Raw genomic sequence first — 25,088 nt, 5'->3', positions numbered from 1 at the left:
ATTTATATTATTTTCAACTTATTGCCAGGCCTTAACAACCTCTTGCCACTCTTTAGGCGTATTACCACCAAATTTTTGTTTCAGATTTTTTGATGCTAACCAAGTTAACCTTGCAAAGGTTGCCTTAGACATTGTTGGCTCAACCTTGATGCTTTCTAGCATTCCAATAACGTCCTTCATTTCATGAGCGCGTCGCTCTGCATGTATAGCGCTTCCCGTTACCAGACGATTTAAAGTTTGTTCAAAGGAGCATGCATTCATGGTCGCGGCTAATGACTTCAGTACTAAATGGTCAACCTTCATAATAGATGCCGCCTCTAGAACCTCTACCATTAAAGCTGGTAGGCCTTTCATAAAAATACTACGTACAAATTTTATTCCTGTAGCCTCACCAGGAGTATCACTGACTTTTTCAATATCCATTCCATACGGAACCATTAACTTTAATAACAGGTCACTTCCATTACCACTGGCTAAAGTAGGAACTTTATTCTTATATAGTGGTAATGAGCCAAGCATTGCAGCATCAACAAAAGATACGCCTGTCCCTTTAATTGACTCCCAAATGCCACGTTTCACTTCTGGCGAAGAAGCCGATACATCAACATATAATAGTGATCTTTTTAAGAATGGAACCAACTCTTTTGCTGTTTGTAGAGCTTTGCTACCAGGTACGGCCACAAAAACAACATCTACGTTCTCTAATACTTCCTGTGAGGAAGATACCAGCGTCACTTTGGACTTTTCAACGCGTTCCTTGACTAGCGGTCCATAAACGTCATGCCCCTGCATAACATCATAAACAAAAATCTGCTCTAACCCTGATGCTTTAAATCCCGTTGACATTTCAAAACCAACTTCCCCAAATCCAATAAATCCTAGTTTCATATAAAATTCCTCCTTACATAATAGGCTCAACACCAAAATGTGTGCTTGACAATAATTTTTTGAGAAAGAAGGCAAAAATTATATACCATCAAAGTTTATTTTGCAGATATAAGCTGATGATTTAGTCAAGCACACATTTTGGTGTTGAGCCAATAATATCTACCGCATCCGTAATATTTTTTTCATATTTTAATTAAATGTATTTTTTATTACATTAGGTGTAGACTTCTCCCTGTTCCAGTAAGAAACTATATCCCGGATAAACAACTATTAATTTCAATCTGCTATATATTTCTATAAAATTTTCACTATTTCACTTTTTTCATATTTTCACTTAGCTATGTCCTAAGATTGGCGACTAAAGGTTTGTCTTCTCCCCTAACTTCATAGGCCTAATAGCCGGTATAACAAATAATACTGTGCACGCAGCCAATAATAACAGACTGCCACTAAGAGCTAGTGCCATTTGAAAACTGCCAGTAAACTTGACAATAATACCCGTAATTGTAGGCGCAAGAATACCTGCTATCGCACCTACAGTATTCATACTTCCCGTAACGGTTCCCGTCATGCCTGGAGGCGAAACTTCTGTAACCAATGTAAACATCATTCCTCCTATAGTTGACGCTGCGGCAACATTAAGTGTAAGAATGGCAACTGCTACCATAGGATTTTCAACAAATCCAACGGCCATTATTGATGAGGCACATAGTTGCGCTGTAACAAGAACACCTTTTCTGGCTACGGTAAGGCTTGTTCCTCTTTTAACAAGCCAATCCGACAGATAACCAGCAACAGGCTGAACTACAAATGCAGTTAAAAAAGGCAAGGATGCATATATGCCCATTTTAAGAATAGAGAATCCTCTCTCCATAACTAGGTATGAAGGCACCCAGGTCAAAAACATATAATACAAATAGTCCCCACAAAACTTTGTTAAGAATATGCCTAAGGTGCACCTGTTGGTTAAGAGCTGTATCCATGGGATGATAGTTTTAGGTTTAGCTGCAATTTCCCCTGACTCTGATCGATTAACAGCATCTTTGTACCAGTAATACCAAAGAACGCACCATAGCAAGCTTCCTAATCCAGTGATTATAAACGCCATTCTCCAGCTATACTGGGCAATCAAAAACCCCATGACAATAGGAGTTGCGGCATACCCTAGTCTAGCCCCCGATAAGTACCACCCAATTGCCGTTGCCCGTTCCTTGGAAGGAAAGTTGTCACCAGCAATCTTCGCAGTCACCGGGAATACAGCAGCTTCTCCTAATCCAACACCCAACCGGGCTGCTATAATGCTTACTAAACCACTAGCGAGTCCAGTTGCTGCAGATGCCAACGACCAAATAACAGCTGCCCAGCCTAATACCTTCTTCGATCCATACATGTCTGAAAGGTTACCAGCTGGCAAGCTAAACAACGTATAAGTCCAAAAGAACGCCGACATAGCAACTCCCATTGTTGCAGGATCAACATTAAGCTCTTTCATAATTACCGGAGCTGCAATTCCAAGGCTGCTTCGATCAAGTCCCATTACAAACATGGCGCTGAATAGCACTAAGACTAACTTTATTCGGTACGACCTTGAATTCATGGCTGTCTCCCCTTCTTTTACGATTTCAAATATTCGTATTCAAAATTCACAATACATGTAAGTATCCTTCTAACCTATGGCATCAAAATTCCAAACTACGATACACCACCCTGCCATTGAGCACAGTCATCTGTGGTATGAAAACTTGGTCACAAGTCAGCACTTCGCCAAAGACATCTTGTATGTGTAGCGGAATTTCCTTTAATTGAAACACTGCAATATCCCCGTAGGCACCTGGAGCCAGAGTACCAATTTTCCCTTCCATTCCAATCACGCGGGCAGGTGCAGAAGTACAGGCTTTTACCACCTTTTCCAAAGAGATACCTAGATTTAAATACTTTGACATTATTAGTGGCAAACCAAAAACAGTCCGTTCGTATAAACTTCCCCTAACAATATCAGTACTGATAATGTCTGGTTCGAATCCATCAGCAATTGCAGCTTTAGCCACCGAAAATGCATAGTGTCCTCTCCCATCAGCAGTGTCAAACAATACACCTTTGGTTCGTGCCTCCCGAACAGCCTGACGAATTTTTCCTCTCTCATTAATGATATTGCTACCCTTACCTTGATAAACATGAGTAAATACGTCTCCTGAGCGCAATAATGATACTAGTTCTTCCACTTCTCCAGGGGGATTTGTCGTATGAACCACGACCCTGCACCCTAACGTATTTGCCATCTGAACGGTAGCTTTTAATGGAGCTAACCCCCATTCCCCAACAATTTCTTTACTTTGACGAATTTTTAAGCCAAGAAGTTCCTTATCATATTTTTTAAAAAGACTGCGCGCGCACTCTGCATCAAACAAATTTGGATCTATCGGTTCCAAAGAACGAGTTAGGGTTGAGAGCCCTGCCGGCGATGCATGAAGGTGCGCAAAGATCCTCATTTGACTATTGTTCACGACTGTCTTAAAAAAACTATCAAAGTTGGTAACACCTGCACTACCTTGATCAACGGCAGTAGTTACCCCTTGAGGCAATAGTGCCGAATCTGGGTATATGCCAATTTGAGTTCCACTATGAAAGAGGTGCGTATGATAATCAATAAGTCCGGGTAACACTAAACAGTTAGTTGCCTCAATTACTTTTTCGGCTTGGATTTTTTCATCTACAGGAATATCGACAACTCTATCCCCTCGGATTAAAATATCAGCTTTATCCAAAAAATTACGGGCTGGATCGACTATAGTCCCGCCACGAATTAATAAATCTCCTTTTATAGTCATATTACCCCTCCCTCTCTTCTTTGCTTGTTTCAGATGTCTTACGCAATCTAATTGCTAAGGTCATTAACTTTGCTTCTATTCCTTTAATTTATTGTAGTAATATTTATTACTTTTATAATAATGTTGTAAAATTTACTACATTCAATATATCACTTTATCTCTTCCAAAGTAAAACACATTCACCCTTGATAAACAGTTTTCTAGAGCAATTAGCACTTTCTTTTTGCAAATTTCTCACTATTTCACCTATTCTAATTATTTCACTTCTTCCACTAACGTAATCCTTGTACGTAATATAGTTAACCTTTAAGACATAAATAGCTACTTGTCCATCACTAGACACACAGCTATTTCTGCGTTTATGTAATGACTTAGAGGATTCTGTGAATTCGAAGCATTGAAATCAACAAAACCACGAGTGCCGTCCACTACAGCAGAGGATCCAGCTAAATTAGCCCTTAGAATTACAACAAACATATTCTTAATGGCACAGAAAAGTAGCTAATTGTCTCTCATCAGGCAACTAGCTACTTTCGTCTTATCGAAATAAAATTAATTGAACAAGGTAGAGGGGATAACTTCATAATTTTACGTTTAGCTAACGGAAAGTATCAGCATTACGCTGATATTTTTAAAATACAATCTAAATAGTAATATCATACTCCATACGTCTTGCAGTTGTTTCCACAACATCTTCCCCTAACAACCGCTTAATGATGTGAAATGACATATTGATTCCAGCAGAAATTCCGCCAGATGTAATAATTGAGCCTTCATCAACAAATTTACAATTTCTCTCGACTTTCACTTCGTGAAACTCCCTTTCAAGACGGTCAATATCCATCCAATGAGTAGTAGCTCGTTTGTCATTAAGCAATCCTGCCTTTGCTAGCAAGAATGCACCCGTACATACAGAAGCAGTTAATTCCACTTTATCTTGTTGTTTCTTAATCCACTGTAATACCGTTTCATTATTTATTTCTATTTCTTCCGCTCCATAACCACCTGGAACAATAAGAATATCAAAATCAGGAGCATTTTCAAAACTAAAACTCGGCTGCACCATCAGCCCATTTCGAGCCTTGATCATCTTTCCGTACTGTGATACAGTTTGTACTAAAAACGGTTTGTCCAATTGTTCAGGAACAGAAGCGATAGAAAAAACTTCAAACGGACCTGCAAAATCTAATACTTCAACCTCGTCAAACAACAGTATACCTACACGCCTATTTTTTTTCATTTGTATATCCTCCCATTCTAATATTCTTTAGCTATTACTATCCATTATTCAAGATTTATTTATTGGCATCAGTTAGTCCTATCATTAGTTCAATACATTCTATACTTATCCTTTAAATAATAAAACCAGCATACTAAAATGCTGGTTTTATTATTTAAGACGACTAAGGAACGGAGGTTGTGTCTATGCATAAAAAGCAGCAAGAAAGAAACTCAATGGGACGCTTCCGTTTCTGAAAAAGCCACCCGTAATCCAAAACCGATAAAGATTGCCCCTGTTACCCAATTTAAATATGCTTGTATTTTTTCATTTTTGGATATCCAGAAACGTAGTTTTTCGGCTACTACAGCATAGATACTCATTACTAAAAATCCCATAACAACAAATATCGCACCAAGCAAAAGCATTTGTTGTTGCGCATAAGCACTTTGGTTATCAATAAATTGAGGCAAAAAGCTCAAAAAAAATAATGTAGTCTTCGGATTTAGCATCGAAGTGAAGAAGCCAGTAAAAAATAGGTCTTTCGCTTTAGTTTCTTCCCCCGAAGATTTTAGGAACAGCTTCTGCTTATTCAAAAAGCATCGTATTCCGACGTAGAATAAATAGCTAGCACCAAGCATTTTAACGATGAAAAATGCTAACGATGACGCTTGCAATAATACTGCTAAACCTAATGAAGCTGCCAATACTTGAACCAAATCTCCCGCTGATGCCCCCGCTACCGCCTTAAAAGCTGCTTTACGTCCCTCAGTTATCCCCTTGGTAACAACGTATATCGTGTTTGGTCCAGGCGATATAAGTAGAATAAACGATATAGAAATAAATAAGTATATATTGGTTAATTCCAAAAATCTCTCTCCCTTTATTATAGGTTTGCTATATTATACCATGTTTAATACATTCGACAATAATAGCTATATGTATGCCAATTTAATAACGCTTGTTTCAAAAATTTTTTTTTTGAAACAAGCGTTATTAAAATACAAAATTTCTGCAAGGCGAAGATACTTACATACCTTTAAAATTCTCAATGGCTTCTACTTAAGAGCCAAGTACATCCATCCTTACTTTTAACAATATCTTTCTAACATTAACAGTCTGTTCATTGCTATTACAATTAGGGCGATGAACATCCCATGGGAAAAACACTGCGAACATTCCTTGGGTGAGAACAATCTGAGTCTCTCTGGCAACACTCTTATAAAAAATTATATCTCGTTCATTCCGACAATCCTCATCAATTTCACCAGCTTCTGTTATCATCGCTAAGCCTATCATTTCTTCTCCCGAGCAAATATATTGTATGTCAACATATTTTTCGTGGCTTTCTGGTCTTCGATGTTCTTTAGGTTCAGTTTGATATTCTGAAACTTTCGCATAAATTTGCTTGCCCTGGATTTCATGCTCCCCTAATGATAAGGAGGAAATATCTGTTTCTAAAAGAAACTTTAGACCCACTTGTATTCCAGGAGGATATAAGTTGATCTCTTCTTTCATGTTTAGCAAATTTCCTATAATCATTATTTTATACCTACTTCTTAAATATCTTTTCTTACATAGTCAAAAACTTTAGTCTCAACTGATTTATCCGATGACTACCGGTTCTAATACTCCCGCCTCTGCAGGCAGGGGTAAAGAACAGCTACGTCCTTGGATAATTCCAATTTACCTATAGACTGCTGCAATCGCTGTGCGACTGCAGAAAGTTCTTGGCTAGAAGCTTTAATCTCCTCTAAAATGGCTGCTTGTTCTTTGGTTATCGCAGATGTAGTCTGAGTATGACCCGCTATTTGTTTATTCTTGTTTAGATTATCAAGCGATTTCAAAAAAAGAATCCACGAAGTCTGCTCTACACAATCAAGCTTACTATCGTAAACAGCATCTTTATGAAATATTTCATTTAGCTTTTTTAAAAGTTGTTCAAACATTCATGCTCATCCGTTCTGCCTCTTTGCAAGATAGATATTTTGTTTACGCCTTTTTGATGTCTTCTTTACATGACATCAAAAAGAAAAAGTGCAGGACTACTACAATAAAAAGCGATCCTGCACTTTTACAACATCTTAGCGTTTATATTTGGGCACTTCTTGTTGCTGCAGGACATTCCCCTCTGTATCAATACCTACAATTACGCGATAGCGATCAAAATATAATTTTTTTATAGATTCTGTCCCCAGCTCTCCATATGCAACAATTTCAACTGATTTAACACGATCTGCATTAATTGCCGAAGCTCCGCCAATTCCTAAAAAAGATACGCCGCCATACTGCTTACATAGATCAGCGACATACTCGGCACGATCTCCTTTTCCGAGCATAGCAATCATTCCTTGCTGAAACATCATTTCAACAAAAGGATCCATGCGTGCTGCTGTCGTCGGCCCGTTAGAACCAAATACTTTCCCCGGTTTCGCCGGACAAGGACCTGCATAATACACTAACTGATCCTGCCAATCGACAGGCGATTTTTCACCTCTTTCAAGAGCTTCCTGAATTTTTTTATGCGCGGCATCACGACAGGTATAAACATACCCTGTCAAATAAGCGACATCACCGACTTTCAGTATTTTTACCTGCTCCTTCGTTAATGGCAATGTTAATTCCATAAAGATCCACCCCTTATCTGTTTAATTTTAAATGGTTTCCGTCGCCTGACGAGCTGCATTACATTGAAAATTTACAGCAACAGGCAATGCCGTAATGTGACAGGGATAATAATCAATGTGAACATCAAGAGCCGTAATTCGCCCGCCCATTCCTAATGGTCCAATTCCTGTGTTATTTACAGCATCTAGAATCTCTTTTTCCAACTCTGCATATAAAGGTTTGGCATTTCTTTTTCCAATTGGCCGAATCAAGGCTTTTTTAGCCATTACAGCACATTTGTCCATTGTTCCGCCAACGCCAATACCAATAATATACGGCGGACAAGGATTGCCGCCAACCCTTTTGACAACTTCTAAAACAAAGTCCTTTACGCCTTGTATGCCTTGACCAGGCAAGAGAGTTTTAAAGGCGCCCATATTTTCACTGCCGCCACCTTTTGGCATAACTGTAATCGTAACCGTATCACCTTCGACAATTTCCGTATGCAAAATAGCCGGAGTATTATCATTGGTATTAACCCGTTCTAAAGGATCGGCTACCATCGATTTTCGCAGATTTCCTTTTTCATAACCTTGACGAACGCCTTCGTTTACTTGTTCTTTGAGAGGTTTACCCTCCCAGGCGACATTTTGTCCGATTTCCATAATAACGACAGCTGCGCCTGTATCATGACAGCAAGCCATTTGTTCACGCTTGGCATATTCGCCATTTTCAATTAAGATCTGAATTGTTTCTTTACCCAGAACAGACTCTTCCTGTTCACAAGCACTGCGAAATGCCTCCATGACATTATCATTTAATTCACAACAGGCTTTTTTTACAAGTCTTTCAATAACTGGGACAACGACTTCTGTGTTTAAAATTCTACTCATCATTAAAACCTCCTAAAAAATATCTATTCGCTCGGAAACCCGAGATGATATATTGCTCAAGGCTTCTGGCCTTGGTCAATGGCTCACAAATCTAAACAGTACTATCACTGAGCGCAAGGTATGCTTTATTCTTTTCATAATCAAATTGGTTTTCCCATTTCGTAATGACTATGGTTGCTAAAGCATTTCCAAGTACATTAATAGTAGCCCGGCCCATATTTAAGACAAAATCAATGCCTGCGATAAAAGCTACACCTTCAAGGGGAAGTCCTGCTGATGCCAAAGAAGAGAGAAGTACCACGAATGCTCCGCCGGCAACTCCGGAGACTCCTTTGGAAGTAACCATAAGAACTACTATTAATAGGATTTGAGCACTTAGCGGCATGTCGATGCCGTAAAGCTGAGCAATAAAAACGGAAGCAAGAGACAAATAGATACAGGACCCATCTGTATTAAAGGAATATCCAATGGGAACAACAAATGCAACAATCGCTTTAGGACATCCATAATCCTCTAATTTTTGCATTACCTGAGGTAGAACCGATTCAGAACTTGCCGTAGAAAAAACAAGAATTAATTCCGCCTTAAGAATTTTCAAAAACTCGATTAAATCGATTTTAAATAATTTGGCTACTAATCCAAAGCAGACAACAATAAAGACTAGATACGCAGCATACGTTGCAAGGATTAATTTTGCTAATGGAATTAGTGCAGCCGCTCCAAACTTGGAAACGGTTACGCCGATTAAACCAAATACTCCAAACGGAGCAACTTTAAGGATCATTCTAACCATATAGACCATAGCTTCAGAAAAGCTTTTGAAGAACGCCAGCACAGGCTTTGCCTTCTCACCCATAGTGGCGAGACTTATACCTAACAGGACAGAGAAGAAAATAACAGGTAATAGCTCTCCTTTTGCCATCGCGCCAAACACATTCGTGGGAACAATATTGATAATAAAGTCCATATGACTGCCCTTAGCCATCTGCTGTTCAGTTGCCACGTATTTTGAAATGTCTCCTTTGGAGAGAGCACTCATGTCAACGCCTGTACCTGGGTGGAACATATTTGCAAATAAAAGACCGATTACAATCGCTACAGTGGTAGCGATTTCAAAATATAGAATAGTTCTAAATCCAAGTGTCCCAAGGCGCTTTGCACTGCCTAATCCTGCAACGCCAACCACAATATTCGAAAAAATAATAGGAATTACAATCATTTTAATTAAATGCAAAAAAATCTCGCCCATGGGTTTTAGATAAGTCTCGACCCCAGGATGTTTATAAAATACCACCCCAACGAGTACACCAAAGAAAAGGCCCAGAAAAATTTGAATAGGTAGTCCAATTTTTTTCATTCTAATTATCCCCCTTGTCTATTCTTTATCCGAAGTTATCCATCTTTGCAGCCTTTTCAAATGCCATCATGAATTGCAACTTGAAATATCCCCCCTCCTTAAATCCATACGCGCATAAATATATGCAAGTTATATGCCAATATTTAAATTTAAAAAATAGTCTGTTTTTTCTGCCTTTCTTATCTTTTCTCCTGATTTGCAAAAACAAAAAGCGTTGCAAGAAACATTTAAAATGTTTCTTGCAACGCTTTTTCAAGGAATTATTGTTTTTCATTCAACAGACGCCATAACGTACTTCTATGAATCCCGAGAAGTTTAGCTGCTTTTGTTTTGTTGCCTTGAACTTGAGAAAGGACTTGTTCTACTTTAACACAATCTAAATTTGCTATTTTTCCCCCTTCTTCTTGCAGCCCTTCCATTTCGAGAAAATATTCATGCAAATCATTTTCGGTGATTTTTCCAAATAGCGCTGTAATACTAAGCCTTTCCATAAGGTTTTCCAATTCTCTGACATTCCCCGGCCAAGAGTACTGCTTTAATAGTGTTTCTACAGCAGTCGAAAAAAGTAAAGGTTCGGCAAGTGCATATTTTTTCAAAAAAGCCTCGGCCAAAAGAACAATATCATTTTTTCGCTCTCTCAGCGGCGGAATCGTCAATCGCAAGACATTTAGGCGAAAAAATAAATCTTTCCGAAAGCGGCCTTCCTTTACCTCACGAACCAAATCTTTATTCGTAGCTGCAATAATTCTTACATCCACAGGGATAATTTTATCGTCACCTAGGCGCATTACAGAACGTTCCTGCAAAACACGCAGCAATTTTTCCTGCAAAGAAACTGTGATTTCCCCTACTTCGTCTAAAAAAATGGTTCCACCATGCGCCAGCTCAAAAACACCTGCTTTTCCGCCCTTTCTCGCACCGCTAAAGGCACCTTCTACATAACCGAACAATTCACTTTCTAAAATGGTTGACGCAAGAGCGGCGCAGTTAATGGCAACAAATGGCCCTTGCCTCCGATTGCTAGCATTATGAATGGATTGGGTAAACATTTCTTTTCCAGTTCCAGACTCGCTTGTAATAAGAACGGTCGAATGTACTTTAGCATAGTTTTGCGCAATCCGCTGCGCTTCTTTCAAGGAACTGCTTTTCCCTAGAATATCTTGAAAATAATATCGTGCATATAACCCGCTGTTATGCTGATTTAAACGAATTTTTCTTTCTTCCTCTGATAGTTTCTGGGCATCTTTCAAGGTTGCGATAGCGCCAATGATTTCACCACGATCATAAAGCGAAATTTTATTGTATAAAAACATCTTTTTTTCAGCAATAACAATTTCATCTTTCGCACTATTTTCCTGCTGTAACGAATCACTCAAGTTTGCAATAAGGGGTAAAGCGGTTGTAAGCGTTTGACCAATTACAGATTTTTTCTTACAATTTAACATTCGTAACGCCGACTGATTCACTAGGGTGATTTTATTTTTTTTGTCAATGGCAACAAAGCCTTCCCCTGTATTATCTAATAAAGTTTTCAATTCTTCTGTTTTACGTTCTTCATTGGATAGAAGGTCCAGCATAGCCTTGGCTTCATTATAAGCGTTATGAATCGCCTGTATGCCTGAATGTAAAAATACGGCAGGTATGTGCAGTTTTCGGGCAATTTCACATTGCACAGCTCCGCCAATAATGGCATGCACGCCTTCTTCTTTTGCCTTCGCAATAACCTCTTCCGCTTCGTGGTAGTTCTGAATTACAACTTGTGCAATATCTAATCCCATAAGAGGTCCCAGCGAATCTAACTCTTGTAAGTGATTTGAGAATCCAACAAACAAAAAACGGTTGCCGTATTTTTGCGCTTTTTGCAGTGCTAACGCCGCATCTCCCAAAGTCATCTTGATCTCGACAACAGGAAGATGTGATTTCTTCTTCAAACACAAAGCCGTTCCACCACGTGAAATAATAATTTTTGTTCCTTTATTTTTTAAAGAAAGAGCTTTTTGAACAGCTGCCTCCATTAGCTCAATGCAAATATCAAAATCCCAGTGATATAGTTCTTTTGCTTGAACAGCATATTCCGCTATTTCTTGATTGGGTGCAATTAAACTAATTTTAGCCATTTTCGCTCTCCTACATTCATTTTGAAAATCCCTTTAACTAGATCCAAATATCAGCCTAACCTTTCGTTTTACAAAACGATATGGTTTAAAATATGTCTCATATACTCCCCACGAAACATTCGTTGGCTTCGGAAGGTTTCGAAGTTTGGATAAAATTATAACATAGCTTTGTTGTTTACACCAGAAATCAATCTGCACCTAAAAAGAGATAGCGATTGTCCATTATTAGACAAATAGCTATCTCTTTTTAGGTGATCTTCTAAATTAGCAAGGTAGAGGCAATCCATTACATCTCCTCGTCTAAACGATACGCTAGGATTTGTTCCAAATTAACTGCAGCCATTGTAGAGTAGCGTAAGTGGGCTCTGCCAACTAAGTTTATGTCTCCAATTCCTACTACAAGCATTCCGGCTGATAGCCCAGCTTCAATCCCGGCTGCGGCATCTTCAAAAACAACGCATTCACGCGGCAGCATTCCTAAGCGGTGGGCAGCATCCAAGAAAAGGTCGGGGGCTGGTTTAGCATGCTGAATGATATTGCTGTCGGAAATCGAGTCAAAAAATTTGGCGATCTCCAACCGATGTAAGACTATTTCAGTATTCCTGCTTGACGATGCTACCGCCAATCTAAAACCAGCTTGTTTAATAGTGTTAAGCAGTTTACTGACTCCCGGCAAGAGATTGGCTGGTGAGAACTTGTCAATCAATTGCAAAAAGCACTCATTTTTCTTTTGCAATAATTGTTGAAATTCAGACTCGGTAGTCGGTCGTCCTTGAAGAAAGATTTTCATTGAATCCGGACGCGACAATCCCAATATTTTTTCGTTATCTTTTCTTGTAAAAGAAAGATTTAGTTCTATGGCGAGTTTTTGCCAAGATTGATAATGATATTCCACAGTATCGGTAAGTACACCGTCCATATCAAAGATAAAAGCTTTAAATTGGGTATTAATACAGTTCACCTCGATATCTATTGACTATAAAAACGATCAATACACATTTTTATAACTACAAAGTATAGACTTTGCTTGTTGCACAGGCATATGAGCAAAGGTATCATAATCGTTAATTTTCCCAATATCCCACCACTCATATTCACTAACAAAACCGTTGATCTGCTGCCCCTCTAGCAGTAATACCGGGAAAATATCGCCTGGCAAATCCACTTCATTCTTTGACGGATTAAACCGTTCAATATAGGGAAAAATCGATGATTCCAATAAGTACGATCCCGTACTTACAGGCCTATCAAGATTCGTTTTTTCAAGAAATGCTGTAATTCTACTGTCACTCGCTACTTCTGCCAGTCCAACCTCCAGCCGATATTTAGTAGATAAAGCCACCGAAGCTATACCGCCTTGCCGTTCATGAAAATCCATGAACGCATGGTAATTCAAGTGACAAATTGTATCTCCAGGTACAACAAGAAAATGGTGTTCATTCGTTAGTAGTTCGCGACAGCGCCAAATTTCTCCTGCTTTGCCGGCTGGCGAGAGCCCATGGCTATATTCTATACGTATGCCCCAGCGAGTGCCATCTCCAAAATAGTTTTCGATTTGTTCTGCAAAATAGCTGACAGCTACCACATACTCCTGTATACCATAGGACATTAGGTGGAGAATAACCCATTCCAGAAGTGGCTTCCCATGAATCGGTACCATGGGTTTGGGAATAAAATCAGTTATCGGCCGCAATCTTGTCCCTTTGCCAGCCGCCAAAATTAAGGCTTTCATTGAATAACCGCCTTTTGGGCAACGAATTTTTCTGCTAGTGAAGCAGCTGCCTCCGCACCGCCATATTTTTCCCCTAGGGACTTTAGTTTTTGGGCTTGCTCTCGATAGCCAGGATCAGTTACTATGGCCTGGACTGCATCAGCCAACATCTGCGGGGTCATCGTCTTCTTATCCAGAACAATTCCCGCACCGCTTTGTGCCAGCACAGCTGCATTATCTTCCTGCTCGGCCATGGAAGGTATCACCACTGCTGGTGTTCCACAAGCCACACAAGTCATTAGTGTAGACGATCCACCATGAAAAACAGTTACATCACTAGCCTTAATCATCTCAGTTCCTGGCACGAATCCTCTAATGACAACATTATTAGGTGGGTTGAATGATTTTATCTTGTCTGGCGATATAGCTATGCCCGTAGAGACAACTCCCGTCAACCATGGAAGCATCTTTAGACTCTCTAGGACAAGCTGCAGGAACTGTTCACCAATAAGCGACGAACCGCCTCCTATCGTCACATACACCATTGTTTTATTGCCAGCGCCGATATGTTTTTCCTTAAGCGTCTCTCGTAACGGCATCTCGTTAGGGCTTTCGTTTAACAGTGGTCCAGTAAAATATATCTTCTCTTTCAAGGTCTCATAATTCTCCCAATGATCCTCGAAGCTTACTCCGCCGCTTATTTCTGGCATCCCCTCAATAATGATAAGATCCGCTGCTTCCTGCGGTCTGAAAAGCTGATTTTTTATACCTTGCAGTCGCTGTGCAAACATAGCCAGCGTCTTGGCACCGTGCGCTTGCAACGCTACTAATAGGGAAGGAATGCCCAAACTTTTTCCTGTCTTTGGACCGCTGATTGTGCCGCAAAGCAAGAGATCAGGCTGCTCGCGAGCAGCAGCATTCGTTTCAATCTCGCCAATTCTAGCTATCAGCTGCTCCATCTTGTTGAAGTGCTCTTCCTTGTGCCGCAAGTCGTTTGCTTGGTTCCCAAACGTATCGAATTCAGGCATATCGGCAATTTCAATAACGTCAATACCAAAATTCTTGATAATGGGGATTAGCTTGCCACTAGCTAGAAATTTTACTTCATGCCCACGGCGTTGGAGAGCCTTAGCTATCGCTACCACGCGCATGGTCTGCCCCATGATTGTGCCGGTGCCCATCTGTGCTGTACAGAGAACTTTCATATATATGATCCTCCTTTATTTCGTGGACGACTACATGTTCTTGAGTGAGAAACTCATCAAGCATCGTATGGAGATAATTGCGATAGTGCTGATTTACTACATCACGCACTTCAGTCTTTGATGGAAATTCTTCAATGCCGGAAATTGACGCTTTTATTGAGCCGAAAGTATTGCCTAATACTACGGCTAATAACGGATTATGTAGCTTTGCATAAGAATATATAAATCCTGCTGAAGCAGAGTCACCACACCCTACAGTATCGACTATCTTCCCAAAATCGACCACCGGGACATTTGCCCAAAATATCCGGTCATTTCGCCGCCAGGCAATTAAGGAGGATTGATCACCAAAAGTGATCCAGCATGTGGATAAGCCCATATTTACCATGGCAGCTGCGTAGTGTGCATAATCTTCCTGTTTATCCAGCAAACGTCCCGCAGCCCACTGCGCCTCCTTGTCATTCATCTTTAAAAAGTTAATGTTTTTCAGCCACTCATCTGCATGTTCCCAGTCTTTCTTATAACGATTAGCGTTTTTATCAAGACCAGTTATCAGTCCGTGAACATCCAGGAAGATCTCTGCCCGAGAAGTTTCACGAAATTTTTTTATACAATCCAGGGGTATATCCGTTTCGTTCAGCGGCATCAATATAAGATAATCACAATCGGCGAGCAAATTTAGTTCTGCTGACTAAACGGGTGTCATCGTGCGCATCTGATGGCTAATTCGTTCATGATCGTTAATAAGTTTTAGCTCGATCTCCGTCCCGTTTTTACATGATGTATCAAGTATGGGCATTGTAATGTTTGGATGATTAAGCAACTCACGAGCTTCATTTATATCCTCTGGGGATAAATGGGACAGACAGACAACACCATCGGTTGTTCCCTCCAATAATTTTGCAAGTGCTGACACAGTATAAGCAACGGCTCCTAATTTACTTACCACCTTACCATCTGGTGATACCATCCGGTCCCTCGATATCGGTCCTACAATTCCAACCTTCATCTTCTTCACCTGCCAAAATAGATATAATCGTATTATTTCCCAAAAATCTATATTCATCAAAATAAATTCACGGCTAACGAGGAGAATGGAGCAGGTTCCTGCTATGCAGATTAAGCCAAGCTTCCCATCTATAACTAGATGGGAAGCTTGGCCTGTGCATGATTTCTGTACGGAGCGAACCTACTTTTGTTTTATCAATCGCTCTTGTTCTAGTTTCCTAGGCACCACGAACCATATAGACTATAACGACAAGTGCTGCTATTGCTAATCGGTATATTGCAAACACAGCAAAATTGTTTCTCTGAAGATATTTGAGTAAAAACCCGATACTGATAAGACCTACTACAGCCGATGTGAGAGTTCCAACCAAAAACAGCGGATTCGCAATATTATGAATGATGCCAGGCGTCTGCTTTAGTGCGGCACCGGCGATAATCGGTGTGGCCAGCAAAAAAGAAAACTTAGCTGCCGCTTCCCGTGAAAAGCCCAATAATCGACCTGTAGTCATAGTAATACCTGAACGGGATACTCCGGGAAACAGAGCCAGTGCCTGGGCTATACCAATTAAAATTGCCTGCCTAAAGGTGATTTCCTCAAAACTGACGATCTGTTCCGCTTTCTTGTCAACATAGTAAAGAATAATCCCCATAATCGCCAATCCTACGGCAATGATCAAAACCTGAGATCGAACAAAATTCTCAATCGTCGATTCCAACGCAAGCCCTGCGATTCCGCCGGGAATAGTAGCTGCCACAAGATACCAAAACATTTTTCCCTCCCGTGTTTTAATCCCTGTGGATAAACCGTTCCTTAGCAGTTGAAGCCAGTCTTGATAAAAATAGATAAGCACTGACAGCAGTGTTCCGACGTGGAGGGCCACATCTAACACGATATCAATATTTCCTCCTAACTGGTTGATAATAGGATCCCAGTCAAAAAACCAACGAGTCAGAATCAAATGTGCTGAACTGGATATGGGTAAGAATTCACCAATCCCTTGCACAATCCCAAGGATAATCGCAATATACCATAACATATATACATCATACTCCTTTTTAAATCAATATTCTCAAACTACCCCAACGCCACGAGTATCGCTCCTAGCGCAATTAAGGCCACGCCAGCGCTGCCTACCATACTAATTTTTTCTCCCAATAAGGTGACAGCGATGACTGTGGCGATCACCACGCTCAATTTGTCGATGGGCGCAACCTGAGATACATTGCCGAACTTGAGAGCCAAGAAATAAAACAGCCAGGATAGTGCCCCGGCAACGCCACTTAGAGCGATATACGTAATAGCTTTTTTGTCGGCAATAATTGCCGGGATTTCCTTTAAGGTTCCCTGACAAACAACAACTAAAATCAAAAATGCCGCCATTATGACCGATCTGATCGCCGTGGCGGTATTGGCATCGACCGATTGCAGGCCGATCTTGCCGAATATCGCTACCATGGCAGCCATAATAGCAGATAGCAATCCGAATACTAACCAAAGATTTTCCACGTGCATCCCTCCAACCAATGTTACAATCGTTTTTTTAAGATTGCGCCAATATAGAGATTCTTTTGCTGTCTCTCTTGTTGGCGCCATCGGTAGCAATCATAATTCCCTCTCTTCATTTATTAACCCAAGGCTAAAGAACCGGTGAATCTATTACAGAGGTAAATGAATAATAAAGGAGCTCCCTATTCCTGGAGTGTTTTCCACTTTTATTTTACCACCATGGGCATCCACTATCCATTTGGCTATAGACAGTCCAAGGCCAGTACCGCCCTCTTCACGTGACCTTACCTTATTCACACGGTAAAAGCGTTCAAAAATAAGCTTTCGCTCATTTTCTGATATTCCTTCCCCCGTATCGTGCACGGCAATCGTAACCATTGTTTTTGGAGTTACTGTTCTTGTGAGCGAAACCTCCACTCTGCCGCCTTTAGGAGTATATTTAATTGCATTATCAACCAGAATTAAGAGCAGTTGGCTTATTTTTTCACGATCAGCCATAATGGGAATCGTTTCATCACCGCTCATTTCCAAATGAATCTCCTTCACCATCGCTAACGGCTGTACTGAACGAATCAGCGGTTCTGCCGTGGCAGCCAGATCGAATTTCTCCTTTATAATATTAGTTGCTCCAGCATCAGCCCTTGCAAGAGTTAGTAAGTCAGTTACTAGTCTAGTCATCCTGCGAATTTCACTTTTCATGTCATCAAGCACCTGAATGGAGAATGCTGATAACTTTTGGTCATTATCAGTCTGCACTACCTCTACTGAAGTTTGGAGAATGCTAAGGGGGGTACGCAGTTCATGTGAGGCATCGGCGACAAACTCACGCTGCCGAGAAAAAGCTTGTTTAATGGGAATCATTGCCTTACCTGCCAATGAATGCCCCGCAAAAGCAGCGATGATCAAAAAGGTAATCGAAATGATCACCATCATGATCAATAACATTTTTAACATGTGATAATACGCACTGATATCTTCTCCCACATAAATGGTGCCCAGCACTTGAGAGCCGTCATATATTTTCATGCTGCATAACATGACTACCGCTCTGTCTCCATTAGGAAGAAGAAATTTCTTCAGTTTAACTTCTCCATCCGATGCGTCCCAGTTGTGGATAATGCGCAACACACCCGTGCGAATTAACTGTGATGGTTCCTCGGTAGCAACTATTTGCCTGCTTATATCAAAAACATAATAAAAGATCTTAGCACCATGATCTACATCCTCAGTTTCCTTCGGCGGCAGCTGAAAGAAGATGGTTTTCTCTTTATACATTTCCGCTTGCTCTCTGGCCTCTTCTTCTGTAAAAGACCGCAAGTCCTGCTGTTCTTCCTGATAAAGAATCCAAAGCAATCCTGTAGAGCTTACAACAATAAAAGCCATCATCATTAACATCATGACGATTGCATAGCGTAGAGTCAACTCGTTACGAATTTTCGCAAACATTTTGAACCTCCAGCCTATAGCCAACGCCACGGACAGTTTGTATGACGATTGCATCCCCAAATGGACTTAGCTTGCGCCGCAGTAACCGTACATAAGCATCTAGATTATTCGAGGACACCTCGGTTTTTAACCTCCAGATTCGCTCAAAGATAACTTCCCGTGGGATTATACGTTCCTGATTGCGGACCAACAGATCAAGCAGCTGAAATTCGCGGCTGGTAAGCTGTATTTCAGTATCGCCCCGCTGTACACAATGTGTTGAGCCATTAAGGACTATATTTCCAACTTGCAGGATATTCTCCATTAAGCTCACTCGGCTTCGCCGTGCCAGGGCGCGAAGCCGAGCCAGCAGTTCTGCAAATTCAAAGGGCTTGACAAAATAATCATCGGCTCCCGTATCCAGCCCCAGTACCCGGTCATCAAGGGCGTCTTTTGCTGTCAGCATTAAAACAGCTCCCTGATATCCGCGCTTACGCAGCTGATCACAGACGGCAATGCCAAGTTGCCCAGGCATCATCCAATCCAGAATAATCACGTCATACGAACCATAAAGAGCAGACTCCAGCGCCATATCACCGCTTACTACCCAGTCAACATGAATTTCATTTCTTTCCAGAAGATGTTTAATCAGTTTACCCAGCTTAACATCATCTTCAGCAAGTAATACGTTCACCCAGATCTCCTCCCTATCCAGCATAAGCAACACCATTATTGGGTCAAGGCTACGCCTAGGATATGTTTGTCTAATTTGTCAGAATGAGTGTAACAAGTCAATCTGAAAATACTATGAAAAAAAGACCGTAAGTAATTAATTTAAAGAAGCATCCATCTTAATCAAAGAATGGATGCGCCTTTTTCCTGTCACTGTCTATGCAATATTTTCCCTTTTTGATTCTGCCGTTCATCAGTGTTCCTTTCCCATGTGTTCTGGATGTTCTTTTATCCGAATACATTTCTGTGATGACGCATCCGCGCTGCCTTCGCCATTTGATTCTTCGAGGGACAAATCAGAGGTGCTCTGTTTCATTGAAGCTGCACCACTTACAATACGATCTGTTTTTACGAACTTAATGAAAAGTATTACCCCGGCAATACAGGCAAAGATCACTAATGCAACAGTTGTCGCGGAAGTTACTTTTTCCAAGATTGCAATGGTTTTGGGCCCAAAATAGTAAATCAGGACGCCTTCCAGTAAGAATCTCTTGGCCCTGCCTACAACGGACGCCAAGATAAAAATGGAGAGTCTGATGCGAAACATGCCGGAGGTCAGTGTAATCACTTTGTAGGGTATCGGTAACAAAGCGCCGACATATACCGCCCAGGCTCCGTGTTTATCAGCTAACAGCCGCATCTGCTGAATATAGTGTAATGGAACGAAGCGCTTGATCACAGGAAGTCCCCATGTTTTTCCAACTGCATAGCCGATCAATCCGCCAAGCACAGAGGCTATTGTAGCTACCATGCCATAATAAATAGCGTTTTGCGGATTTGCAATTGCCATCGGAATTAGTAAAAGGTCTGGCAGTATTGGAGAAAATATAGATTCCGCCAAAGCAATGATAAACAGACCGACAGTCCCATAATGATTAAAATATTGAATGATAAACTCCATAATAATTCTCCTTACTGTTTAAATAACTTGATAGATCGTCCATCAATATTTCCGATCTCACTGTAATGTATTAACTGAAGTTTGCATTTTCGAGCCTCCATTTCTTCCTGCCATTGATAACCCCAATGGATTGATCCAGTAATGAACACCTTAACTTGCCCTGCAAGAAACCGGTTTATATTTTAATTTCCATCCCTAGAAATCCGATAGGATCCGCTGGGATTATCCCCTGCTTTTGAATATAAACTATTTAAATTGCTTGAAGATAAGTTTAACCGATGATTCTGAAATTAGCATGAAAACCCAACAGCATTATGAAAGCCAAAAACGACAGGCAATGAATTGCCTGTCGCTCAAGACTTCCCTTTGACTCATTCTAGCTGCAGTGTATCCGATTACGGCCCAATGCTTTCGCTTTATACAAAGCAGAATCGGCCCTAGTCAAAATCTCCTCAAATGTCCTGTCGCTGTCAATGACCTCACTGATTCCAAAACTGGCGGTAACCATCAGCGTACTTGAATCCTCCAGTACATACTGGTATCTTTCTATAGCCTGTCGCAGTCTTTCTGCAACTTTAGCCGCTTCTTTTAGCGATATCTCCGGGAAAATGATAGCAAATTCCTCTCCACCGTATCGTCCAAAGATATCGATCCCCCTTAGCTCATTTGTTACTACTTTGGCAGTCCCTTCTAAGACCCGATCGCCAATATTGTGTCCAAACTTGTCATTCACAAGTTTAAAATGGTCAAGATCAAAAATTATGACACTCATACGGGTCTTATAACGCAAGGAACGTTCAAATTCTTTATTACCCATATCCATAATGCAGCGACGATTCCAAATTCCTGTCAAATAATCTACCGTCGCTAACTGTCTCAGTGTTTCTTCCATATTTTTGCGGTCAGTAATATCATTAATTGTGATCATCAGCGCTTCACTGCCAAACCAGATGGCCTTTACGGCAAAAAGCAGTACCCAGCATGCCTTGCCACGAACATCGTAAAATTGCATTTCTTTATCCAATGCACATCCGTTTTTCTCTATTTCGTCCAGAATTGATATCCATTCTTCCTGTTTTTGGTTATAATCGGCAACAGCACTTCCTATCAATGCTCCCTGTGAAACCTTAAAAAGTTCTGCTGCTCTTAGATTTCCGTACAAAATAGTACTATTCAGCTCTCTTTTAGTAACAAGCATAGGAAAAGGTGCTATCTCTACCATTGAGCGGAATTGCTCCTCACTTCGCCGCAGCTCGCTTTCTTGCTGTCGATTGTGCAGCACTATTGCGTATACTTCTCCCAAACGCTTTATTTCCTTAAGATCTTCTTCCGTATATTCACGCACTGAATTGGCAAGTGCAATCTGCCCTAAGATTTCATCTCCAAATATGATAGGCACCGACAGGAAATTTTTCAGAGGTACATGACCGGGCGGCATTCCTGTTGCTGCCGCATGAGACGAAGGATTGTTAGTAAAAAAACACTCCCGGACGTTGAGAGAATGTCCCCATAGACTGTTATAAAGCTTATGGGGTCCTTCTGGCAAAGAATAAAAGGCAGCATTAATGGTACATCCTTCATCCCGCATTTGAGTCAGTGTATTACTGACATGTGCTTTAGTCTTTTTTTCAATCGAAGAAACAAAACCATGCTTACTTTCCGTCAGCTCACGTGCTTTATCTAAAACAATCTGATACATCTCGTTAAAGGAAACCGTTGAATCTATTATAGCTGACAACAACTCAGCAATAACAACATGCAGCCTGTTCGCGCGATCCGATTTATCATCTGGCCTAGCAGTGACCTTCATTGTAAATCCTCCCTCGTCGGTACGTTCGCAAATACTATCGTAAATACTCATTTGGCTTAAAATCTCTTCAAATCACAGGGACGCTTCTTTTAAGTTACTCCTATCTTTTGTCTCATGTCATTAATACTGTAACATAATTTTCTTTTGAAAAGCAGTATTCCATATTTCTACTCTATTTACTATTAAAATACAAAATTCCTGCAAGGCTAAGCTGCTTTGCAGGAGTTCGTCATATAGAAAAGAAAAAAGACTCGCTTATGCGAGCCCTTTTGGGGTGGACAAGGGGACATAGGATCGATCTTACTGCTAATGGCTATACTAGAAAACGTCTTACCCATGTATCGATGACCACACCATCAGCGGATTTTTTTTGCCTTTACAACGGACTGTGGCAAGCATCGCAGCTACATTCTCTATTAATAAATGCCCTCCTCGTTTAATCACTTTTGCACCATTTCTTTTTTAGCAAACAGTCCTTTTAACATAGGTGGTGTTACCAGAGTGGTAAGAATAACGACGACAACAATTGCAGTAAAGTATTTTGACTGCAGTAAATCAGCCTCTAGGCCAATCGCTGCCAAAATAAGTGCAACTTCCCCCCGTGATACCATGCCCGCTCCAATTCCGAGGGATGATCTATTTCCAAAGCCAGTTAATCTTGCCCCTAATCCCGAACCTAACAGTTTGGTTAAAATAGCAACAACTGTAAGACCGACAATCATCCAAACTTGGCTGCCTGTTCCAGCAAAGGAAACAGAAAGCCCAATACTAACAAAAAACACTGGGACAAAAAAAGCATAAGCAATTGGTTGGATTTTAGTCTCGACTTCATGTTTATATTTAGTATGCGAGATCGCTATACCAGCAGCAAATGCTCCAATAATCCCAGCCACCCCAAGTGCTTCAGCCAGATAGGCAAAAAAGAAGCAAATGATTAGTGCTGCGCTGGTAATTGTTTCCGATACCCGCAGAGGGGCTGCTACTCTCAATACCCATGGTACACCTTTCCAGCCAAGCAAAGCGATTGCTGTAAAAAATAAAATTTTCTTACCGATAATTAAGCTGAGACTAATTTGCTCTGTCGTGAGCAGACTCATCATAACCGCTAACAGGATAACAACTAAAATATCATCCAGTACAGCTGCCCCCAATATGGTTGTCCCTTCGTGGCTTTTTAGCAGCCCTAGTTCTTTGAGCGTCTGAGCAGAAATACTTACGGAGGTAGCCGAAAATAGTAAACCCAAAAACAATGCATGGCTTTGTTCCAAGTCTATTAGTAAACCTCCCAGATATCCAAAGAGCAATGGCGCAGCAATTCCGCCTACCGCAACCGCAATAGACGAATTACGATTTTGATTAAGCGCCTTAATATCGGTTTCCAAACCAGCAATGAACATTAAAAGTAAAACGCCAATCTCGCTGATCTGCGAAATCATCTCAGAGGGATTAATCCATCCCAAGACTGCTGGCCCGATGATAATGCCGCTAACAAGTTTCCCCAATACTGATGGCTGCCCTAGTTTAACACTTAGTGCCCCCCCTAATTTGGTTGCTAGTAAAATGATCAATATTTGTAAAAATAAAAACACTGCTATCACACCTTTCCCTATCACATCCATGCAGATTATCCTGGCTCAGTTATCTCTGCCTTTATTCTTGCCATATAAACGCTCCTTTTATTTACTAACTTATCACATCCCTTTTATACATTCTTAATTAACACGGCCCAAAAGCACCCTATTTCGCATACAAAAAAGGAAACTGTTTTCAAGAAGTCTGGGCCCTCCCCCCTGAGTGACCCAGACGACTTGAAAACAGTTTCCTGTCCAACCGATGTAATGCATATTAATTTCGAAAATTGTATCAAAGACTGAGAATAATGTCAAGCTGTTCATACGTTGATTTCCCAAATAGGCAAGTACCCTTTTAGAATCATTCTATGTTCAACCACATCATCATTGTCACCAATCCATTAGTAATTTAGAGATATAAGAAAAGAAAAAATCACTTACCACGGCTCAAACCCTTTAAGAGTTCAACTACCTCGTAACGGTTGTTTCTTACCTGTCCAATACGAATATTGGGTTTATTTTTTCCATGAAAATCGCTACCACATGTAGCAACGATCTCGTTCTTCCGGCAAAACTGAAAATAATGATCTTCCTGTTCTTTCGTATGCCAAGTAGTGAAAGCCTCAATGCCCATAAGTCCGAATCCTAAGAGATCACGAAGCAAGGAATTATCAGAAATACTGAGAGTAGCAGCCGGATGTGCCAGAATAGGAACACCTCCGCTCTGTACGATAAGACGAATAACATCTTGCACCACTGGAATGTATTGAGGAGCATTATACGGCCGACCAGTAACGATCCAGTCAGTACAAAATCTTAACATATGGTTTTCCTGAAATCTGTACTGATTCACAAGCGGATTGTGGTTATTTCGGTCATCAAGAAAAATAGCCCGGCTATAACAAATTGGCATGGGCTGCGGGCTATCCTCCAATACCTTTTCCTTATCTAAATAAAATCCCGCCTCACGTAGTCTAGCAATCTGCGCATCAACGTTTTCCATTCTTCCTTTTTTAATTGTTTCACACCAATGCGCTATGTCTGGATCATTATAATCAATGAAATACCCTAGAACATGAAGCCATTTTTCTTTATATATAGTCGAAAATTCGCAGCCAGGTATGACTTCAATTCCACAATGTATGCCCCAATATATTGCTTCTTCAACATTAGAAACTGCATCGTGATCCGTTATTGCAATAGCCTGAAGCTGATTAGCCTTTGCTAATTGGATTATTTCTTTTGGGGAATATTCCCCATCGGCACTCGCGGCTGTGTGTATATGTAAATCTACCATTACTTTTTTCTC

Annotated in this window: 25 protein-coding genes; all 25 read right to left on the bottom strand. The window is 40.7% G+C overall.

The annotated features are described in order from the left end of the window. Positions 1-18: 18 nt before the first annotated feature. On the bottom strand, positions 19-888 hold the full coding sequence (locus tag BMZ99_RS10415) for an NAD(P)-dependent oxidoreductase (protein ID WP_090936383.1): 870 nt from the start codon (positions 886-888) through the stop codon (positions 19-21). A 358-nt stretch (positions 889-1,246) separates the two neighbouring features. Then, positions 1,247-2,485, bottom strand: a complete 1,239-nt coding sequence (locus BMZ99_RS10410; protein WP_245754914.1) for an MFS transporter — start codon at positions 2,483-2,485, stop codon at positions 1,247-1,249. 82 nt (positions 2,486-2,567) lie between these two features. Continuing rightward, a complete protein-coding gene (locus BMZ99_RS10405; RefSeq protein WP_090936381.1) occupies positions 2,568-3,716 on the bottom strand; it encodes a metallo-dependent hydrolase in 1,149 nt (382 codons plus the stop codon). 321 nt (positions 3,717-4,037) lie between these two features. Continuing rightward, positions 4,038-4,193, bottom strand: coding sequence for a hypothetical protein (locus BMZ99_RS26295; RefSeq protein ID WP_175490526.1), 156 nt, complete (start codon positions 4,191-4,193; stop codon positions 4,038-4,040). Positions 4,194-4,359: 166 nt separating this feature from the next. After that, on the bottom strand, positions 4,360-4,956 hold the full coding sequence (locus BMZ99_RS10400; protein WP_090936378.1) for a DJ-1/PfpI family protein: 597 nt from the start codon (positions 4,954-4,956) through the stop codon (positions 4,360-4,362). A 212-nt stretch (positions 4,957-5,168) separates the two neighbouring features. Further along, a complete protein-coding gene (locus tag BMZ99_RS10395; RefSeq protein ID WP_090936375.1) occupies positions 5,169-5,804 on the bottom strand; it encodes a LysE family translocator in 636 nt (211 codons plus the stop codon). 193 nt (positions 5,805-5,997) lie between these two features. After that, positions 5,998-6,477, bottom strand: coding sequence for a YhcH/YjgK/YiaL family protein (locus BMZ99_RS10390; RefSeq protein ID WP_090936372.1), 480 nt, complete (start codon positions 6,475-6,477; stop codon positions 5,998-6,000). Between the two features lie 83 nt (positions 6,478-6,560). Beyond that, positions 6,561-6,884, bottom strand: a complete 324-nt coding sequence (locus BMZ99_RS10385) for a hypothetical protein (protein ID WP_090936369.1) — start codon at positions 6,882-6,884, stop codon at positions 6,561-6,563. Between the two features lie 135 nt (positions 6,885-7,019). Continuing rightward, a complete protein-coding gene (locus tag BMZ99_RS10380) occupies positions 7,020-7,562 on the bottom strand; it encodes a FumA C-terminus/TtdB family hydratase beta subunit (protein WP_090936366.1) in 543 nt (180 codons plus the stop codon). A 27-nt stretch (positions 7,563-7,589) separates the two neighbouring features. Then, positions 7,590-8,438: a fumarate hydratase gene (locus tag BMZ99_RS10375; protein ID WP_245754913.1), complete on the bottom strand. Its 849-nt coding sequence runs from the start codon at positions 8,436-8,438 to the stop codon at positions 7,590-7,592. Between the two features lie 88 nt (positions 8,439-8,526). Continuing rightward, positions 8,527-9,792: a cation:dicarboxylate symporter family transporter gene (locus BMZ99_RS10370; protein ID WP_090936360.1), complete on the bottom strand. Its 1,266-nt coding sequence runs from the start codon at positions 9,790-9,792 to the stop codon at positions 8,527-8,529. Between the two features lie 260 nt (positions 9,793-10,052). Then, a complete protein-coding gene (locus BMZ99_RS10360) occupies positions 10,053-11,909 on the bottom strand; it encodes a sigma 54-interacting transcriptional regulator (RefSeq protein WP_090936354.1) in 1,857 nt (618 codons plus the stop codon). A gap of 286 nt (positions 11,910-12,195) precedes the next feature. Then, entirely contained in the window at positions 12,196-12,870 is a 675-nt protein-coding gene (gene pgmB, locus BMZ99_RS10355; protein WP_090936351.1) for a beta-phosphoglucomutase, read from the bottom strand. 27 nt (positions 12,871-12,897) lie between these two features. Then, positions 12,898-13,641, bottom strand: coding sequence for a nucleotidyltransferase family protein (locus BMZ99_RS10350; RefSeq protein ID WP_090936348.1), 744 nt, complete (start codon positions 13,639-13,641; stop codon positions 12,898-12,900). Further along, on the bottom strand, positions 13,638-14,825 hold the full coding sequence (locus BMZ99_RS10345) for a glycosyltransferase (protein ID WP_090936345.1): 1,188 nt from the start codon (positions 14,823-14,825) through the stop codon (positions 13,638-13,640). Before BMZ99_RS10345 ends, BMZ99_RS10350 begins: the two co-directional genes overlap by 4 nt. Beyond that, a complete protein-coding gene (locus BMZ99_RS10340) occupies positions 14,749-15,501 on the bottom strand; it encodes a carbohydrate kinase family protein (RefSeq protein WP_090936341.1) in 753 nt (250 codons plus the stop codon). The genes BMZ99_RS10345 and BMZ99_RS10340 overlap by 77 nt, the downstream gene beginning before the upstream one ends. Before the next feature lie 15 nt (positions 15,502-15,516). Next, positions 15,517-15,834 carry a hypothetical protein gene (locus BMZ99_RS10335; RefSeq protein ID WP_090936338.1) on the bottom strand — a complete coding sequence of 106 codons (318 nt, stop codon included), beginning with the start codon at positions 15,832-15,834 and terminating at the stop codon, positions 15,517-15,519. Between the two features lie 217 nt (positions 15,835-16,051). After that, a complete protein-coding gene (locus BMZ99_RS10330) occupies positions 16,052-16,870 on the bottom strand; it encodes an undecaprenyl-diphosphate phosphatase (RefSeq protein WP_090936335.1) in 819 nt (272 codons plus the stop codon). A 38-nt stretch (positions 16,871-16,908) separates the two neighbouring features. Continuing rightward, positions 16,909-17,340 carry an EamA family transporter gene (locus BMZ99_RS10325; protein ID WP_090936574.1) on the bottom strand — a complete coding sequence of 144 codons (432 nt, stop codon included), beginning with the start codon at positions 17,338-17,340 and terminating at the stop codon, positions 16,909-16,911. Positions 17,341-17,490: 150 nt separating this feature from the next. After that, entirely contained in the window at positions 17,491-18,786 is a 1,296-nt protein-coding gene (locus BMZ99_RS10320) for a sensor histidine kinase (protein ID WP_090936334.1), read from the bottom strand. Continuing rightward, positions 18,767-19,459: a response regulator transcription factor gene (locus BMZ99_RS10315; RefSeq protein ID WP_090936332.1), complete on the bottom strand. Its 693-nt coding sequence runs from the start codon at positions 19,457-19,459 to the stop codon at positions 18,767-18,769. The genes BMZ99_RS10320 and BMZ99_RS10315 overlap by 20 nt, the downstream gene beginning before the upstream one ends. A 231-nt stretch (positions 19,460-19,690) precedes the next feature. Continuing rightward, positions 19,691-20,398, bottom strand: coding sequence for a YqaA family protein (locus tag BMZ99_RS10310; RefSeq protein ID WP_090936329.1), 708 nt, complete (start codon positions 20,396-20,398; stop codon positions 19,691-19,693). A 376-nt stretch (positions 20,399-20,774) separates the two neighbouring features. Then, positions 20,775-22,208 (bottom strand): diguanylate cyclase, encoded by a 1,434-nt coding sequence (locus BMZ99_RS10305; RefSeq protein WP_175490524.1) that lies wholly within the window; start codon positions 22,206-22,208, stop codon positions 20,775-20,777. 440 nt (positions 22,209-22,648) lie between these two features. Continuing rightward, complete coding sequence (locus BMZ99_RS10300; protein ID WP_090936323.1) at positions 22,649-23,827, bottom strand: cation:proton antiporter; 1,179 nt, start codon at positions 23,825-23,827, stop codon at positions 22,649-22,651. 385 nt (positions 23,828-24,212) lie between these two features. Continuing rightward, positions 24,213-25,076 carry a PHP domain-containing protein gene (locus BMZ99_RS10295; protein ID WP_090936320.1) on the bottom strand — a complete coding sequence of 288 codons (864 nt, stop codon included), beginning with the start codon at positions 25,074-25,076 and terminating at the stop codon, positions 24,213-24,215. Positions 25,077-25,088: the final 12 nt, after the last annotated feature.

It is taken from the genome of Pelosinus propionicus DSM 13327, assembly GCF_900114615.1.
Classification (GTDB): domain Bacteria; phylum Bacillota; class Negativicutes; order DSM-13327; family DSM-13327; genus Pelosinus; species Pelosinus propionicus.
Note: the sequence above shows the minus strand (reverse complement) of the source record. Positions and strands in the feature narration are given on the sequence as shown.